The 16,692-nt window shown below is 64.0% G+C and carries 14 protein-coding genes and 1 pseudogene; 10 read left to right on the top strand and 5 right to left on the bottom strand.

Annotated elements, in window-relative coordinates:
* Positions 1-21: 21 nt before the first annotated feature.
* Positions 22-630 carry a PAS domain-containing protein gene (locus Q0025_RS12585; protein WP_297299652.1) on the bottom strand — a complete coding sequence of 203 codons (609 nt, stop codon included), beginning with the start codon at positions 628-630 and terminating at the stop codon, positions 22-24.
* Positions 631-820: 190 nt separating this feature from the next.
* On the opposite strand from Q0025_RS12585, the gene dusA reads away from it, so the two are divergent.
* On the top strand, positions 821-1,825 hold the full coding sequence (dusA, locus tag Q0025_RS12580) for a tRNA dihydrouridine(20/20a) synthase DusA (protein WP_297299650.1): 1,005 nt from the start codon (positions 821-823) through the stop codon (positions 1,823-1,825).
* 195 nt (positions 1,826-2,020) lie between these two features.
* Here dusA and Q0025_RS12575 read toward each other — a convergent pair whose 3' ends face one another.
* Together Q0025_RS12575 and Q0025_RS12570 are read right to left on the bottom strand one after the other, a co-directional pair.
* Entirely contained in the window at positions 2,021-3,112 is a 1,092-nt protein-coding gene (locus Q0025_RS12575; RefSeq protein WP_297299679.1) for a calcium:proton antiporter, read from the bottom strand.
* A gap of 87 nt (positions 3,113-3,199) precedes the next feature.
* A complete protein-coding gene (locus Q0025_RS12570; protein ID WP_297299648.1) occupies positions 3,200-4,657 on the bottom strand; it encodes a PLP-dependent aminotransferase family protein in 1,458 nt (485 codons plus the stop codon).
* Positions 4,658-5,068: 411 nt separating this feature from the next.
* On the opposite strand from Q0025_RS12570, the gene Q0025_RS12565 reads away from it, so the two are divergent.
* Positions 5,069-6,499, top strand: coding sequence for an APC family permease (locus Q0025_RS12565; protein ID WP_297299646.1), 1,431 nt, complete (start codon positions 5,069-5,071; stop codon positions 6,497-6,499).
* 74 nt (positions 6,500-6,573) lie between these two features.
* Here Q0025_RS12565 and Q0025_RS12560 read toward each other — a convergent pair whose 3' ends face one another.
* Positions 6,574-7,476: an ATP-binding protein gene (locus tag Q0025_RS12560; protein ID WP_297299644.1), complete on the bottom strand. Its 903-nt coding sequence runs from the start codon at positions 7,474-7,476 to the stop codon at positions 6,574-6,576.
* 155 nt (positions 7,477-7,631) lie between these two features.
* Here Q0025_RS12560 and yajC point away from each other — a divergent pair, with 155 nt between their 5' ends.
* From yajC to Q0025_RS12520, 8 genes are all read left to right on the top strand, one after another.
* A complete protein-coding gene (gene yajC / locus Q0025_RS12555) occupies positions 7,632-7,970 on the top strand; it encodes a preprotein translocase subunit YajC (RefSeq protein WP_297299642.1) in 339 nt (112 codons plus the stop codon).
* A gap of 44 nt (positions 7,971-8,014) precedes the next feature.
* Positions 8,015-9,610: a protein translocase subunit SecD gene (gene secD, locus Q0025_RS12550; protein ID WP_297299640.1), complete on the top strand. Its 1,596-nt coding sequence runs from the start codon at positions 8,015-8,017 to the stop codon at positions 9,608-9,610.
* 9 nt (positions 9,611-9,619) lie between these two features.
* Positions 9,620-10,591, top strand: a complete 972-nt coding sequence (secF, locus tag Q0025_RS12545) for a protein translocase subunit SecF (protein WP_297299639.1) — start codon at positions 9,620-9,622, stop codon at positions 10,589-10,591.
* 60 nt (positions 10,592-10,651) lie between these two features.
* Entirely contained in the window at positions 10,652-11,038 is a 387-nt protein-coding gene (locus tag Q0025_RS12540) for an MTH938/NDUFAF3 family protein (protein ID WP_297299637.1), read from the top strand.
* A 6-nt stretch (positions 11,039-11,044) separates the two neighbouring features.
* Positions 11,045-11,860: a squalene/phytoene synthase family protein gene (locus Q0025_RS12535; RefSeq protein WP_297299632.1), complete on the top strand. Its 816-nt coding sequence runs from the start codon at positions 11,045-11,047 to the stop codon at positions 11,858-11,860.
* A gap of 180 nt (positions 11,861-12,040) precedes the next feature.
* On the top strand, positions 12,041-15,094 hold the full coding sequence (ileS, locus tag Q0025_RS12530; protein ID WP_297299630.1) for an isoleucine--tRNA ligase: 3,054 nt from the start codon (positions 12,041-12,043) through the stop codon (positions 15,092-15,094).
* Complete coding sequence (gene lspA, locus Q0025_RS12525) at positions 15,091-15,621, top strand: signal peptidase II (protein WP_297299628.1); 531 nt, start codon at positions 15,091-15,093, stop codon at positions 15,619-15,621. Before ileS ends, lspA begins: the two co-directional genes overlap by 4 nt.
* Positions 15,622-15,701: 80 nt before the next feature.
* Positions 15,702-16,433, top strand: coding sequence for a hypothetical protein (locus Q0025_RS12520; RefSeq protein ID WP_297299626.1), 732 nt, complete (start codon positions 15,702-15,704; stop codon positions 16,431-16,433).
* 35 nt (positions 16,434-16,468) lie between these two features.
* Here the strand turns inward: Q0025_RS12520 and Q0025_RS12515 are convergent.
* Positions 16,469-16,692 (bottom strand): annotated as a pseudogene (locus tag Q0025_RS12515) (hypothetical protein); the annotation flags it as partial.

The following is a 16,692-nucleotide window of genomic DNA, read 5'->3' as shown; positions in this document are numbered from 1 at the left end:
CGAAACTTTGGCGCTGTAATATTATTTGCCGCCCTCGAAGATACGTAAATGGCCGCGAATGTCAGCAGGGCGTTCGGTTACGCGGGCACGCGCAGCCAACGCCAGCGCTGAAGCTTTGCTGAGATTCATCCAGCCCGAATCGGCCTCGACAGCGCGCAGCGCGCGCAGGTTGAAGTGCGGAACCGGGAGCAATCCAACCCAAGGTGGTTGAACCGTCGGCGTCGCCATGCCGAGAAGGCGGGTCGGTGCCTGCCCGCCATGCCGCAGCGGCACGAAAAGAATTTCCAAATCCGCGTCGCGATAGCCCTCGGGATGCGCGCTGGCCGCAGCAAGAACCGGGCAAGCCGCGTCGATCGCCGTCATCAGCGCCGTGGCGATGGTGCGCGCATCCTGCGGCTGCCAGAGGCTGAGAAACGAACGGCCCAGTTGCTCGCCGCAAAAGAACGCGTTGAGCCGCGTGCCCGTCATCAGGAACGGAAACTGATGCGCCGGGTCGAGGTCGAGCATGAAAAGATCGCGCAGCGAGCCGCGAATCGCCGCGAGCTCGATCTCCGCGCGATCCGGTGCCGCCCGGTCGCCGCGTAGCCGATTCCAATAGGTCAGAAGCTCGCGCGTCGCGCCTTGTCTCATTCTTTTTCCCGTCACCTCAGGGTCCCGAGCCTTTATGGCGCGCCGATGTCCGGAAATGGCACGCTCAAGCTTGATTCCCTTGCTCCCGCTGGGAAGGCAGCAGCCGATATGCCAGCCCGGCCGCAACGTCGGCATATTGGCGGAGAAGCGCGCCGGCTGATATATGCCTGACGTTCAAAGACGAGCTAACTTGTTGAAAACCGAAACCAAGCTGAGCCACCGCTTTTGCGTCGCGCCGATGATGGATTGGACCGACCGGCATTGCCGCGTTTTCCACCGGCTTTTGTCGCGGCGGGCGCGCCTTTACACCGAAATGGTCACCACGGCGGCGATCCTGCACGGCGACCGCGCGCGGCTGCTTGGCTTTGATTCGCGCGAACATCCGATCGCTGTGCAACTTGGCGGTTCGGAGCCTGCCGCGCTCGCTGAAGCGGCGGCGATTGCGGTGGATTTCGGCTATGACGAGATCAACCTGAACGTCGGCTGCCCCTCGGAGCGCGTGCAGAACGGCGCCTTTGGCGCCTGCCTGATGCGCGAGCCCGATCTCGTCGCCGATTGCGTCGCCGCGATGAAGGCCCGCGTTCACGTTCCCGTGACGGTGAAATGCCGGATCGGCGTTGACGATCAGCCGGCGGAAGCTTTGTCGCGCTTTGCGGCGCGCGTGGTCGCGGCCGGCGCCGATCTCCTCGTCGTCCATGCGCGCAAAGCCTGGCTGAAGGGTCTTTCGCCGCGCGAGAACCGCAGCATTCCGCCGCTCGATTATGCCCGCGTGCGGGCCTTGAAGCGCGACTATCCGGATGTGCCGATCGTGCTCAACGGCGGTCTTGTCGATATCGTCCAGATGCAGGCCGAGCTGGCGGATGTCGATGGGGTGATGATCGGACGCGCCGCCTATCAGGATCCGGCCTTGCTGCTTGCGGTCGATCCGGCGTTCTTCGGCGAGGCGGCCCCCGCGGCGAGCCGGCACGAAGCGCTTGAAGCCTTCATTCCCTATGTCGAAGCGCGGCTTGCCGAAGGCACGCCGCTCTCGGCCATGACGCGTCACCTGTTGGGGCTCTTCAACGGCCTGCCAGGGGCGCGCGCCTTTCGCCGTCATCTTGCCACGCAAGCCGTGAAACCCGGGGCAGGGAGCGCCGTTTTGCGTGACGCGATGCGCTTCGTCTCGGAGCACGCATTGGCAGAGGCGGCGGAATGAACGATCGGACTATGCGTATCGTGGCGAGCAAGGGTCGTCTTCGCCGCGGCGCTTGCGGTGCTCGCGGCGCTTTATTTTTGGACGAAGGTCTCGCGCGTGTTTTTGTTCTGGGCCGCTTTCATTCTGACGCGGCCGCGCGGCGCCCTTTTTCGCATCCCGCTCCAGACCGGTCGCGGCGACGACTCTCCCGCAGAATTATCCTTCGACCAACAGAAGTACATAGGACGCAAACAGCAGCAGGTGGACGATGCCCTGCAAAATGTTGGTGCGTCCGCTGGCGAAGGTCACAACGCTCACCGCGAGTGTCAGCAGCAGCATGACGAAATCGGTGTGCTCCAGCCCGAGGTCGATGCCGCGGCCGGTGATGTGGCTCACGACGATCATGGCCGGCACGGTCAGGCCGATGGTCGCCAGCACCGAGCCGAGAAAAATATTCATCGATCGTTGCAGGTGATTGCGCAGTGCCGCCTTGGCGGCGCCGAGCGCCTCGGGCGTTGCGACAAGCAGCGCGATGACGAGGCCGCCCAAGGCGTCGGGAAACTGCAGCGTCTCGACGACATAATCGATCGGATGCGCGAGCTTTTCGGCGAGCGACACGACCGGGATCATATAGGCGAGAAGCAGCAGTGCGTGCGGCAGGATGGGGCCATGCGCTCTGGCGGCGTGCTCGGCCGGTTCGTCGTCGAGCGTGAAGAAGCCGCGGTGGCGCCCGGTCTGGATCGTCAGGAACGCGCCATAGAGACCGGCCGACATGAGCATCAGGAAAATCTCCTGGTGCCGCGACAGTGTTGGCCCCGGTGTCGTCTGAGTGAAATCGGGCATGATCAGGCTGAAGACGGCAAGCGGGATGATCACGCCGAGAAAGGCATTGGCGCCTTGCAGATTGTAATGCTGCTCGCGGTGGCGCAGGCCGCCGATCAGCAGCGACAGGCCGACCATGCCGTTGAGGATGATCATCACGACGGCGAACAACGTGTCGCGCACCAGCGTCGGATTGTTGGCGCCGTGCAGCATCACGGCCGAAATGCTCATCACCTCGATCGCGGTGACCGAGAGCGTCAGGATCAGCGTGCCGTAGGGCTCGCCCAGCCGCTCGGCGAGCACGTCGGCGTGCCGCACGACGGCCAATGCCGAGCCCAGAATGGCGACGAACAGCCAGAGAAAGATGAAGCCGAGCCAGAGCGGGTTCGACAGTCCGCAGAAAAGCACGGGACCCCAGCGCCAGAAGGCCGCCACCGTCCCGACGCTGATAAGCAGAAACCATTCGCTGCGGAGCGCGTTGAGCAAAATCACGAAAGGGCCGGTCTCGATTCGGTGCGATAAGACGGTTCAAATTAGCAAGTGGGCGAGACCGACGACAAGTCGAGGGGCGCGTCACGTCCCTCCCACCGCCTCCCTCAACCTTTCGATCGTCGCCTGCATTTCGTGTCCGTCGAGGCTGGCGAAGCCGAGCCGCGCGGCGGGCTTCGGCTTGCCGTTGATGGCGCATTGGGTGCTCGTCAAAAACATTTGCCCGCCTTGCGGCCAGCGCTGTTCCAGGCGGGCGATATCGAAATCGTCAGTGAAGCGCAGCCAGAAGGCGAGGCCGCCGGTCGGCACGTCGAATATCGCGAGATCGCCGAGCTCGTCCTGCAGCGCATCGGCGAAAGCCGTGCGGCGCTTGTCGAAGACGGCGTGGACACGCTTGATATGGCGGCGCAATTGCCCGGACTCGATGAGTTCGACGATGGCCAGCTCAGTGATCGGATCGCCTTGCCGGTCGATGGCGCCGATCCAATTGCCGAATTCCTGGATGAGCCGCGAGGGTCCGGCGACATAGCCGACACGCAGGCTCGGCGAGAGCACTTTGGAAAACGAGCCGACATAGATGATCTGGCCGGCGTGGTCGTTGCTCGCCAGCGGAAACATCGGCTGGTGGTCGAACTGGAATTCGTGATCGTAATCGTCCTCGATGACGATGAAGCCGAATTGCGCGGCGAGCGCCCGCAGCCGCAGCCGCGCGCTCGGGCGCAGCACGACGGTCGTCGGGAATTGATGGCCGGGCGTGAGATAAAGCGCCCGCACGCGGGTGCGGCGGCAGATCGCTTCGAGATGGTTGAGGTCGATGCCTTCGGGGCCGAGCTTGGCCGCCTGCACTTTGGCGCCGGCAAGCGTGAAGGCCTGCACGGCCGGCGGATAGGTGAGTTCCTCAAAGATCACGGTATCGTCTTTGGCGACGATAGTATGGGCGATGACGTAAAGCGCCATCTGGCTGCCGCGGGTGACGCAGATATTGTCCGGCGTCGTGTTGAGGCCGCGAGTCATGTTGAGCATTTTCGAGATCGATTGGCGCAAGGCCTCGGTGCCGCGCGGATCGCCGTAGCCGAGAAGCCGCTGGCGCGAGGCGGCGCGCGCCGCGCCCGCATAGGCCTGGGCGATCGCCGTCGTCGGAATGAGCCGCTGGTCCGGCACGCCGTCGTCGAAGCCGGCCTTGCCTTGGCGCGGCCAGAGCAGGGGCGGTTTCACCACATGGCCGCGCGGCTCGGCGAAGCTCTGCGCCGGCTCCGGCTCGGCCTTTTTCGGCGCGCCGTCGCGAATGTTGCGAGCGATGAACGTGCCGCGGCGCTGATCCGTCGTCACCCAGCCTTGCGCGGCCAGCTCGTCATAGGCCTGGACGACGGTCTTGCGGTTGACTTCGAGATCTTTGGCGAGATCGCGCGTGCCGGGCAGGCTGTCGCCGGCGGTCAGCCGGCCGCGCTGGATTTCCTCGATGATCGCTTGCGCGATGCGGACGCTGAGACTGCCCGGGCCTTCGGCGCGGACGATGAGGTTGGGATTCCACGGACGCAGCATTCTGGCCCCTGAGGTTGCAGCTTTAGTGCCCGGCCCGATAGGCCAGGTTCATTCCTCAGAAGCAAAATTTGTGCTTGTGGACCCTGCTTCGAAACCGGCCTGGCCCACGCCCATCGCCGGCCCGCGCGGCTGCAAAAAGATGTTTCACCATGCCTCGGATTCGAGCGGCGCGAGCCTAAAGAAAGGGCCGTTTTCTCTTCCGATCGGCGGTTTTCCGCCGGATGCGGTCCAAGACCCGGGAAATCCCCTTGGCCCAGCGCTGCTGGACCAGCCTGCAGTTAAGAACTGGATGTTCAGGACGGGCCAAGCCGCTCCTAGCCTCAACCCAATTGCGACCCAAGGCCGCGAGAGTGGGAGGCTCGTGATCGCCGGCCGCAAGAGGCATCAACCCTCTTTCGAAAGTTTGTCGCCATGGCTACACCGACGACCGCCGGAAAGCTGAAGGCCAATTGTTTGGGCTTCACCGAACTGCTCGCCCAGAATGTCGCGCTCATCTCACCGACGATGACCGCGGCGCTCATTGTCCCCGTCATGTATTCGAACACCGCCGACTGGAGCTGGCTCTCCTATGCGCTCGGCACGGTCATGCTGCTGTTCGTCGCCTTCAACTTGAACCAGTTCGCCAAGCGCTCGACCTCGGCCGGCTCGATGTATGCCTATATCTGCCGCGGCCTCGGCCTCACCGCCGGCGCCATCGGCGGTTGGGCGCTCATCTGGGCCTATCTCGGCATCGCCATCGCCGGCGTGACGGGCTTCACCGTCTTCTCCGGCAAGCTCTTGTCGATGATGGGGATCAACGCGCCGCCGATCCTCTTGTTTGCGATCTGTGTCGCGATCTCCTGGTTCTGCGCCTGGAAGAACGTCAATCTGTCGGCGCGCACCATGCTGATCTGCGAAGCCCTGTCGATGGCGTTCATCCTGTTCTTATCGTTCATCGTGCTCGGCCATCACAGCTTTGCGATCGACACCGCACAGTTCGACACCAAGACGATCCCCTGGTCGAGCATCGGCCTCGGCGTCGTCGTGGCGGTGTTCTCTCTCGTGGGCTTCGAGGCCGCGACCGCCTTCGGCGAGGAAGCCAAAAATCCGCTGAAGACCGTGCCGGCGTCGATCTATGTCAGCCTGATCATCTCCGGCGTTTTCTTCGTCTTCGTCACCTATGTCGAAGTGCTCGGCACGCGCGGCTATTCGATGACGCTCGACAAGATCGACCAGCCGCTGAACATCCTGGCGCAGATGGTCAAAATGCCGATCTTGCAGATTCCGCTGTCGGCGGGCGCGATGCTGAGCTTCTTCGCGCTGAACCTGTCCTGCGTCAGCGCCGGCGGACGCATCATCTATGCGCTCGGCCGCCACGGCATTCTGCCGCCGGCCACGGCCTCGTCGCATGATACCAACGAAACGCCACACATCGCGGTGACGATCATGGCGCTCGTCTCGTTCATCATTCCGACGTTGGCGATCCTCGGCCATGTCGCACTGCTCGACACGTTCAATGATGCCGGCACCTGCGCGGCCTTCGGCTTCGTCGTGGCCTATGGCCTCGTCAGCGCCGCGGCGCCCGTCTATCTCAAGAAGATCGGCGAACTGAAGCCGCTCGATATCGCCGGCTGCGCCGCCTCGCTGTTACTGCTCGCGGTTCCCGCGGTCGGCAGCGTCTATCCGGTGCCGGCGCCGCCGGTGAGCTACTTCCCCTACGTCTTCCTTGCTTATCTCGCGATCGGCGCGGTCTGGATCGTCGCCTTCTATCGCCGTACGCCGGCGGCGACCGGCAAGATCAAGCAAGACCTCGATCAGGCGCATGCGCGCTACCAGGACATGGGCGTCGTCGCCGGCGAATAAGCCGAAACCATCGCAAAAACGACAAGCGCGCCATTAAGGCGCGCTTCTCATTTCGGGGGCTTAATTCTTGGTCTTCAATTGGTGGTTTTGCCGGCGCGGCCGACGAGGTCCTGGATGAACTGCCAGGCGGTGCGGCCGGAGCGGGCGCCGCGGGTCGTCGCCCATTCGAGCGCCTCGGCCGTCGTCTTGGCACGATCGACCTCCAAGCCGTAATGGTCGATATAGCCGAAGACCATCGCGATATAATCGTATTGCGTGCATTTGTGGAAGCCGAGCCAAAGGCCGAACCGGTCTGACAGCGAGACCTTTTCCTCCACGACCTCGCCGGGATTGAGCGCGGTCGAGCGCTCATTCTCGATCATTTCGCGGGCGAGCAGGTGCCGGCGGTTCGACGTGGCATAGAGGATGACATTGGCCGGCCGGCCCTCGATGCCGCCCTCGAGCACGGTCTTCAGCGACTTGTAGCTCGTATCTTCGGCGTCGAAGGACAGGTCGTCGCAGAAGATCAGGAAGCGATAGGGCGCATCGCGCAACAGCGTCATCAGATCCGGCAGATGTTCGATATCCTCGCGATGGATTTCGATCAGCTTCAGCGGCCGGTAGCCGGGAGTGCCGGCGAGCCGCTGGTTGATATCGGCGTGGACCGCCTTGACCAACGAGGATTTGCCCATGCCGCGCGCCCCCCAAAGGAGGGCATTGTTGGCGGCATAGCCCTTGGCGAAACGCTCGCTGTTCTCGACCAGGATGTCGCGCACCTGGTCGATGCCGCGCAGCAGCGTCATCTCCACCCGATTGACCTTGGCGACGGGATGCAGCAACCCGCCCTTGGCCTGCCAGACGAAGGCATCGGCACGGGTGAAATTCGGCGCCGGCGGGGGCGCGGGCGCGAGGCGTTCGAGCGCGTCGGCAATCCGTTTCAGGGTTGTGTCAAGCTCGGGCGCCTGGATCGCGGCGTCGGCATCGCTGGGGCTCGGCATGGCTCTCCCATCCAAAGGTGACGCGGATGTAATGAAAGGTGTGGGCTGCGTCCAGCCGGGCGGCATTGCTTTCGCGCCCGCGCTGGCTATAGTCCGGCCGCAAATTGCGGCGATATGCCCGCCATAGAGGGCGCAAGCCCCTGAAGGAGAAGAACTTGTTCACCCCGGCTTTCGCCCAGGCTCTCGGCGGCGCGCCCGGCAGCGCCTCCGACATATTCGGCTTTATCGCGCCTTTCGCGCTGATCGTCATCATCATGTATTTTCTGGTGATTCGGCCGCAGCAGAAAACCGCTCGGGTGCATGCCGACATGATCAAGAACGTGCGTCGCGGCGATACGGTCGTGATGAACGGCGGGTTGATCGGCAAGATCGCCCGCGTCGTTGACGATAGCGAGCTCGAGCTCGAAATTGCGCCGACGATCAAAGTGCGCGTCGCACGGGCGATGATTTCCGAAGTGCGGTCGAAGGGCGAGCCGGTCAAGGATCCCGCCTGAGAGCGCGCTCCGCGCCCCCAACCTGAAAAGACGATTGGCCACGCATGCTGCGCTTTGCGACTTGGAAAGTTGTTTCAATCTTGTCGGCGACGGCGCTGGCGGTTCTCGTCATCCTGCCGAGCCTGCTGTCGCCCGGCGCGCGCGCCTCTCTCATCAGCCATCTGCCGAGCTGGGTTCCGGTGCGCTCGATCGTGCTCGGCCTCGATCTGCAGGGCGGCTCGCACGTGCTGCTCGAAGTCGATTCGGCCTCAGTGCTGAAAACCGAGGTGCAGAACCTGCGCGACGACACGCGCCGGCTTTTGCGCGAGCAGAAAATTCCGATCAGCGGCGGCGTCGCCATGCTGCCGCGCGGCGTGCAATTCCATCTGCTCGATCAGGCCGACAGCCAGAAGATCATGCCGAAGCTCGGTCAGCTTGGCGCCCCGGTCGGCGGCTCTCTCTTGGGCGGCCCGCCGGTACAGACGCTCGACGTCAAGGATCAGGGCAACGGCACGATTCAACTCCTCGTGACGGATACGGCGATCCAAGACAAGGTCCGCCACGCCGTCGATCAATCGATCGAGGTTCTGCGCCGCCGCGTCGATGCCCTCGGCACGACGGAGCCCAATATCCAGCGCCAGGGCGACGATCGCATTCTCGTCGAAGTGCCGGGGCTGCAAAATCCGGAAAAACTCAAAGAAATTCTCGGCACGACCGCGAAGCTCGAATTCCGCCTCGTCGCTCAGCCGGGGGAAGACCCCAACGATTATGAAATGCTCGATCAGACCGACGAGCCGGGCAAATTGCCGGTCGAGAAGCAGGTCATGGTCCAGGGCGAGGATTTGACCGATGCGCAGCCGGGCTTCGACCAACGCACCGGCGAGCCGATCGTCGAGTTCCGCTTCAACATCCGCGGCGGCGAACGTTTCGGCGAAGTCACCTCCGCCAATGTCGGCCGGCCGTTTGCCATCGTACTCGACGGCAAGGTGATCTCGGCGCCGCGCATCCTGGGGCCGATCACCGGCGGCTCGGGCCAGATCTCCGGCCATTTCACCGTCGAATCAGCCAATAATCTGGCGATCCTGCTGCGGGCCGGCGCCTTGCCGGCGAAGCTCACGATCGTCGAGGAGCGCACTGTCGGCCCGGGTCTCGGCCAGGATTCGATCGATGCCGGCAAGCGCGCTGCCTTCGTCGGCGCCGCGCTGGTTCTCTTCTATATGCTGATCACCTACGGCACGTTCGGCATTTTCGCCAATATCGCGCTCCTCGTGCATATCGCCTTCATCTTCGCCGGCCTTATTCTGCTTGGCGCGACGCTGACGCTGCCCGGCATCGCCGGCATCGTGCTGACGATCGGCATGGCGGTCGATTCCAACGTCTTGATCTATGAGCGCATCCGCGAGGAGGCGCATGCCGGCCGCTCGATCATCTCGGCGCTCGACGCCGGCTTCAAGCGGGCGTTCGCCACCATCGTCGACTCGAACGTGACGATGTTTGTCGCCGCGGCGATCCTTTATTTCCTCGGCACGGGTCCGGTGCGCGGCTTTGCCGTTTCGCTTGCGCTTGGCATTCTAACCACCATCGTCACTGCGGTGACGATGACGCGGATGATGATCGCGCTATGGTATCAGTATAAGCGGCCGACGAAGCTGCCGATCTAAGGTCTTGTGATGAAGCTTCTGCGCCTCGCCCCGGAGAATACCAAGTTCCCGTTCATGCGGTTCCGCCGCGTGAGCTATCCCTTCTCGGCTTTGATGTCGATCGTGTCGGTCGTGCTGTTCCTGACGCTCGGCATGAATTTCGGCATCGATTTCTCCGGCGGCACGCTGATGGAATTGCGCGCCAAGTCGGGCGCCGCCGATATCGCCAGCGTCCGCTCGGAAATGCGCAAGCTGACGAGCGGCGATATCGAGGTTCAGGGCTTCGGCAGCCCGTCCGATGTGCTGCTGCGCTTCGGCGTGCCGAAGGAGGGCGCCGCGGCGCAGGAGCAGACGGTCGCGGCCGTCAAAAACGCCCTCGGCAAGCAATATGATTTCCGCCGCGTCGAGGTCGTCGGCCCGCGCGTCTCCGGCGAATTGGTGCAGTCGGGCACCCTCGGCGTCGTCATCTCGATCATCGCCGTGCTGTGCTATCTCTGGTTCCGCTTCGAATGGCAGTTCGCCATCGGCGCCATCATCGCGACGATGCACGATCTCCTGCTGACCGTCGGCTTCTTCTCGCTGACCCGGCTCGAGTTCAACACGACATCGATCGCCGCGATCCTGACCATCGTCGGCTATTCGCTCAACGAAACGGTCGTGGTCCTCGACCGCATCCGCGAGATGCTGAAGAAATATCGCAAGATGCCGACCGACCAGTTGATCGACGTCTCGGTCAATGCGGTGCTGCCGCGCACGATCATGACCGCCACGACGGTGTTCTTGGCGCTTCTGTCGCTCGTCATTTTCGGCGGCGAAGTGATCCGCTCTTTCTCGCTGGCGATGATCTGGGGCATTTGCGTTGCGACCTATTCGTCGGTCTTCATCTGCTCGCCCATGCTGATCTATCTCGGCCTGCGCAATGTGAGCGCCGAACCGGCGCCGACCGATGCGAAAGATGCAAAAGATTCGAAAGCCAAGCCGGGTGCCGTAAAGACCGCCTGATTTGGGCGCGTCTTTGCGAGGCTTCGCTTCGCTCGCAATGACGCGGCTTCGAGGAGCGCCATGTCCGGCCAGAAATATTCAGGCTTTTTGCCCGGCCGGCACCTGATCGAAGGCTATGGCAGCTACGGCTTCCGCTTCGGCGGCATGTCGCATCGCGGCTCTATTCTGGCGTTGCCCTCCGGCATTTATGCCTGGGATGTGACCGGCCCCGAGGAACTCTCGGCCGTCGCCCTCGGTCAGGTCTTCACCGAACCGCGCGGCGCGATCGACCATCTCTTGATCGGCACCGGCGACGAATTGCGCCCGCTTGCCAAGGATCTGCGTGAAGCTCTGCACGCCGCCGGCATTCGGGGCGAGCCAATGGCGACCGGCGCCGCAGCGCGCACCTATTCGATCCTGCTGGGCGAGAACCGCCGCGTCGCGGCCGCACTCATCGCCGTGGCCTAGATGGCGATGGACCGCACGGCCGATTATGCCCATTGCGACGCGCTGCTGCGCCGCGACGACAAGGACCGCTGGCTCGCCTGTCTGTTTCTGCCCGGAACGCTGCGGCCGCATGTCATGGCGCTCTATGCCTTCAGCGACGAGATCGCCAGCGTCCGCCAGCGCGCGCGCGAGCCGATCCTCGGCGAAATCCGCTTCCAATGGTGGCGCGACGTGCTCCATGGCGAGCGCGGCGCCGACGATGCGCCGGTGGCTGGGGCGCTCCTCGATACGATCGCACGCTTCAGCCTGCCGCCCGAAAAACTCGTCAGCCTGATCGATGCGCGGCTGTTCGATCTCTATGACGCGCCGATGCCGAGCGTTGCCGCGCTCGAAGCCTATGCCGAAGCGACGGCGGGCCAGCTTTTTCGGCTTGCAGCGCTGATCCTCGATCCCGCGGCGGAGGTCGCGGAAGCGGCGCGCCATGCCGGCATCGCCTATGCGGTGACGGGCCTTTTGCGCGGCCTGCCGTGGCAGGTCGCAGCGGGGCAGACCTATGTGCCGCGCGAACTTTATGCCGGGTCCGATCTGCGCGCCGACAGGGCTGCACGCGATGCCGCTTTGGCCAAGCTGCGGGCGCTGGCACGCCGGCATCTGGCCGCGCTCGCGGCGGATCCGGCCGCCCGGACCGGCCTGGCGGCGGCGGCCTTCCTGCCGGCGGCGCTCTGCGAAGCCTATTTGCGGCAGATGGAAAAGCCGGGCTACGATCCGCTCGTCACGCCGATCGAACTGCCGCAATGGCGCCGCCAATGGTTGCTCTGGCGCGCGGCGCGCCAGATCGATTGAAGAGCGTCGGCTGACGCCAAACGGTTTGCACGCCGCCGCGAATGGTCTAGAAGGCGCAGATGTTCAGAAAAGCTTCATCCGCGGCCCGAATTATCAACCCGGCCGGCGCCTGACTTCGCGCCGCCGGGCGACGCAGCTTCTTCCGCGGCACGGCCGCACCCCGATCAGGCCTTTGCAGAGATGAACGAACAGACGCGGGCGGCCAAGACGGCCGAAGGCCCGGATTATTCAAAAAGCCTCTATCTGCCGCAGACCGATTTCCCGATGCGCGCCGGCTTGCCGCAGAAGGAGCCTGAGCTGCTCGCCCGCTGGCGAGAGATCGGCCTCTATCAGCGCCTGCGCGAAGCCGGAAAGGGGCGGGCGAAATTCGTCCTGCACGACGGGCCGCCCTATGCCAACGGCAACATCCACATCGGTCACGCGCTCAACAAAATCCTCAAAGACCTCGTCACCCGCTCGCAGCAGATGGCGGGCAAGGATTCGAATTATGTTCCCGGCTGGGACTGTCACGGCCTGCCGATCGAATGGAAGATCGAAGAGGACTATCGCGCCAAAGGCAAGAACAAGGACGAGGTGCCGATCATCGAATTCCGCCGGCAGTGCCGCGCCTTCGCCGCGCATTGGATCGACGTGCAGCGGGAGGAATTCAAGCGCCTTGGCGTCATCGGCGATTGGGATCATCCCTATGAGACGATGAGCTTTGCGGCCGAGGCGCAGATCGCCCGCGAGATCATGAAATTCGCCGAGAACGGCACGCTTTACCGTGGCTCGAAGCCGGTGATGTGGAGCGTCGTCGAGAAGACGGCGCTGGCCGAAGCCGAAGTCGAATATGAGGACCATGTTTCGGACACGGTCTGGGTCGCGTTTCCGGTCAAGTCGGTCAGCGATGTGCGCGTCGTCGGCGCGGACCTTGGGATCGCGCAGAAACGCGCGCTGCTCGAAGACGCGACGATCGTCATTTGGACGACGACGCCTTGGACGATCCCGGCCAATCGCGCGATCAGCTATTCGGGCAAGATCGCCTACGGGCTTTATCGCGTGACGGCGGCCGCCGAAAACAATTGGGCCAAGGTGGGCGCGACCTTCATCCTGGCCGACGCACTGGCCGACAGTGTGTTCAAGGCGGCGAAGGTCGAGAGCTATGAGAAGGTCACGCCGGTTTATGCCGAGGACTTGCGCGGCCTGACGGCAGCGCATCCGCTGGCGCGCACGCGGCTCGGGTATGACTTCGACGTGCCTTTGTTTGACGGCGAGCACGTCACCGAGGATACCGGCACCGGCTTCGTCCATACGGCACCGGGCCATGGCCGCGATGACTTCGACATCTGGATGGCGCATGGCCGTGAGCTTGCCGCGCGCGGCATCGATACGCGCATCCCCTATACGGTCGATGCCGATGGCTTCCTGACCGAGGAAGCGCCGGGCTTCACCGGCACCCGCGTCATCGACGATAAAGGCAATAAAGGCGATGCCAATGACGCCGTCATCAAGGCCCTGATCGACGCCGGCGCCTTGGTCGCGCGCGGTCGGCTCAAGCACCAATATCCGCATAGCTGGCGCTCGAAGAAGCCGCTGATCTTCCGCAACACGCCGCAATGGTTCATTGCGATGGATAAACCCATCGATGGCCTCGGCCACGAGGCGGGCGCGGCTCGGCAGGGCGGCAACGGCGGGCCATCGCTGCGCGACATCGCGCTCGAGGAAATCGCCCGTACGCAATGGTATCCGGCGCAGGGCGAGAACCGCATCACGAGCATGGTCGAAAACCGGCCCGATTGGGTCGTCTCCCGCCAGCGCGCCTGGGGCGTGCCGATCGCGATCTTCGTCCGCACGGGCACGAGCGACATTCTTGTCGATGCGCGGGTCAACGCGCGGATCGCGGACGCTTTTGAGAAAGAGGGTGCGGACGCATGGTTCGCGCCGGGCGCCGCAGCGCGCTTTCTGGCGCCGGACTATAAGCCGGAGGATTTCGACAAGATCGACGATGTGCTCGACGTCTGGTTCGACTCAGGCTCGACCCATGCGTTCACGCTCGAAGATGCGAAGGATTTTCCGGGTCTTGCCGGGATCAAGCGCATTCGCGACGGCGGCCGTGACGAAGTCATGTATCTCGAAGGCTCCGACCAGCATCGCGGCTGGTTCCAGTCCTCGCTGCTCGAAAGCTCCGGCACGCGCGGCCGCGCGCCTTTCGATGCCGTGCTGACGCATGGCTTCGTGCTCGACGCCAAGGGCCAGAAGATGGCCAAGTCGGTCGGCAATGTCGTCGCCCCGCAGACGGTTATCAAAGATTCGGGTGCCGATATCCTGCGCTTCTGGGTGGCGGCCTCGGATTATTCCGACGATCTGCGCATCGGTCCGGAAATCCTCAAGACCTTTGTCGAGACCTATCGCAAATTGCGCAACACGATCCGCTGGATGCTCGGCTCGCTCGCGCATTACGATGACGCGGCGAAGAGAGTTCGTTTTGCCGACATGCCGGAGCTCGAACGGCTGATGCTGCATCGGCTCGCCGAGCTCGATGCCGACATCCGCGAGGCCTATCAGCGCTTCGACTATAAGCGCGTCGTCGCGCGTCTCTCGGCCTTTCTCAATACCGATCTCTCGGCGTTCTATTTCGACATTCGCAAGGACACGCTCTATTGCGATCCGCCGTCGAGCCTGAAGCGCCATGCCGCGCTGGCGGCGATCGAGCACATTTTCCGCGCGGTGACTCTCTGGCTTGCGCCGATCCTCGCCTTCACCTGCGAAGAAGCGTGGCTTGCGCGCTATCGCGAGGCGGTCTCGATCCATCTCGAACCGTTCCCGACGATTCCGGCGGATTGGCGCGACGATGCCCTGGCGGCAAAATGGGAAAAAATCCGCCGCGTCCGCTCCGTCGTCACCGGCGCTTTGGAGATCGAGCGCGGCCAGAAGCGCATCGGCTCGTCGCTCGAGGCGGCGCCCCTCGTTTTCATCGCCGATCCCGATTTGCGCACAGTGCTCGACGGCGTCGATTTCGCCGAGGTCTGCATCACCTCGGACATTGCGATCGAAGCCGGGGAGGCGCCCGGAGAGGCCTTCCGCCTGCCGGACGTTGCCGGCGTCGCCGTGGTACCGGCGCAGGCGCCGGGTCGCAAATGCGCCCGCTCGTGGAAAATCTCGCCGTATGTCGGCAGCGATGCCGAATTTCCGGACGTCACGCCGCGCGACGCGCAGGCCCTGCGCGAACTCGCGGCACTGGGGCGCTGGCCATGAGCGCGCGGGCGGACGACGCCGTGCCGGCGGTGAAGGCCAAGATCTCGCCCGGCCGCGTGCGGGCCATCGGCCTGTTGACTGCCTTCGCCACGCTGGCGCTCGATCAGGCCAACAAGCTCTGGCTGATCTTCGGCTATGACATTGCCGCACACCAGCCGGTCCGGCTGACGCCGTTCTTCGACGTGGTCTTCCTCAAAAATCCGGGGATTTCCTATTCTCTATTGACGACCAACTCGGCTTTCGGCCGCTGGGCGCTCCTTGCCATCGCTCTTGTGGCGACAGCCTGCCTGGCCCTTTGGCTCTGGCGGACCCGGCTGGCGCTCACGGGTTTTGGTCTGGGGCTCATCATCGGTGGCGCTCTGGGCAATGCCGCCGACCGCCTAGCCTATGGCTATGTCGCTGATTTTTATCACTTTCATGTCGGCAGTTTTTCCTGGTATGTGTTCAATCTGGCCGATGTTGCGATCTGCGCCGGCGTCGGCCTCTTGGTTTTCGAGGGGCTCACGGAAAAGCCGCGCGATCGGTAGGGCAGGCGGCCGGCTTGCCCACAAATCGCCGTGAACTATAGCAAAATGGAAGTTTGCCGAACGCGGCGAAGGAGAGTGCCTTGGCCTTCGATTCACCTAAGCCCCACAGCTTCATCGCTCTGACCGGCAGCGTCGCGCTTGCCGCTGTGCTCATTGCGGGTCCGGCCCGCGCCGATGGCGATATGTGGAATTCGATGCTGGGCTGGGTCGGCCTCGGGCATAAGCAGCAAACCTCGCCGGATGACGGCACGATCGATTATACGCCGCGCCCCGCACTGGTTGTGCCGCCAAAGATGGATTTGCCGAAGCCGCAGACTGCGACCGCGACGCCGGCCAATTGGCCGCACGATCCGGACGCTTCGGCCCGCGCCGCGGCTGAAGCCGATTCCCGCCGGCCGGCGCCATCCAGTGATTCAAGCTCTGACGACAGCAGCGGCGACTTCGTCGCCGACGCCGATAAAACAAAGCCGAACGCTTCCGGTGAGAGCGAGGCGTGCAGCGATCAGGCGGGGAAGCCGATCTGCTTTTATGGCCCGTCCGACCTGGTCAACTTCGCCAAGGGCTGGGGGAACTTGGGCGGGATGTTCCAATCGCATGCCGAAGATACTTCGAAGCTGAAGGTCGGCGCCGAGCCGCCGCGTCAATATCTGACCCAGCCGCCGAGCGGCTATCAGATGCCGAAGATAAAGGGCGAAGACGCCGATAGCGATGGCGCCAGCAGCGATTCCGATGTGTCGAAATATGATTCGGTGGATGTTGGCGCGCCGCGCCGTCACCATCACAGCAGCGACGATTCGAGCGCCGCGAATTAGGCGCAACGCGCACGGCCGCGCGGCGGCCGGCGCTGTTATTTGTCGGAAGCGCGTCCCAGCAGCTTCGCCATCTCTTCTTCGAGCGAAACCATCAGATCCTCGTTGCCCGCTTGCTGGCCGGCGGCGGTGTCGGCCTTCTCGGGCGCGCGCGGCGTGGCCGGCGGGCCGGGTGGAGTCGCGGGCTTGCTCTCTGCCGGCGCGGGTGGCGATGCGGGTTCGCTCGGTTTCGCGGGTTGCGTGAAGGTCGGGCCGGCAGGGC

The organism is uncultured Methylovirgula sp. (genome assembly GCF_947646745.1).
GTDB lineage: Bacteria > Pseudomonadota > Alphaproteobacteria > Rhizobiales > Beijerinckiaceae > Methylovirgula.
This window is presented reverse-complemented; position numbering and strand designations above follow the sequence as displayed.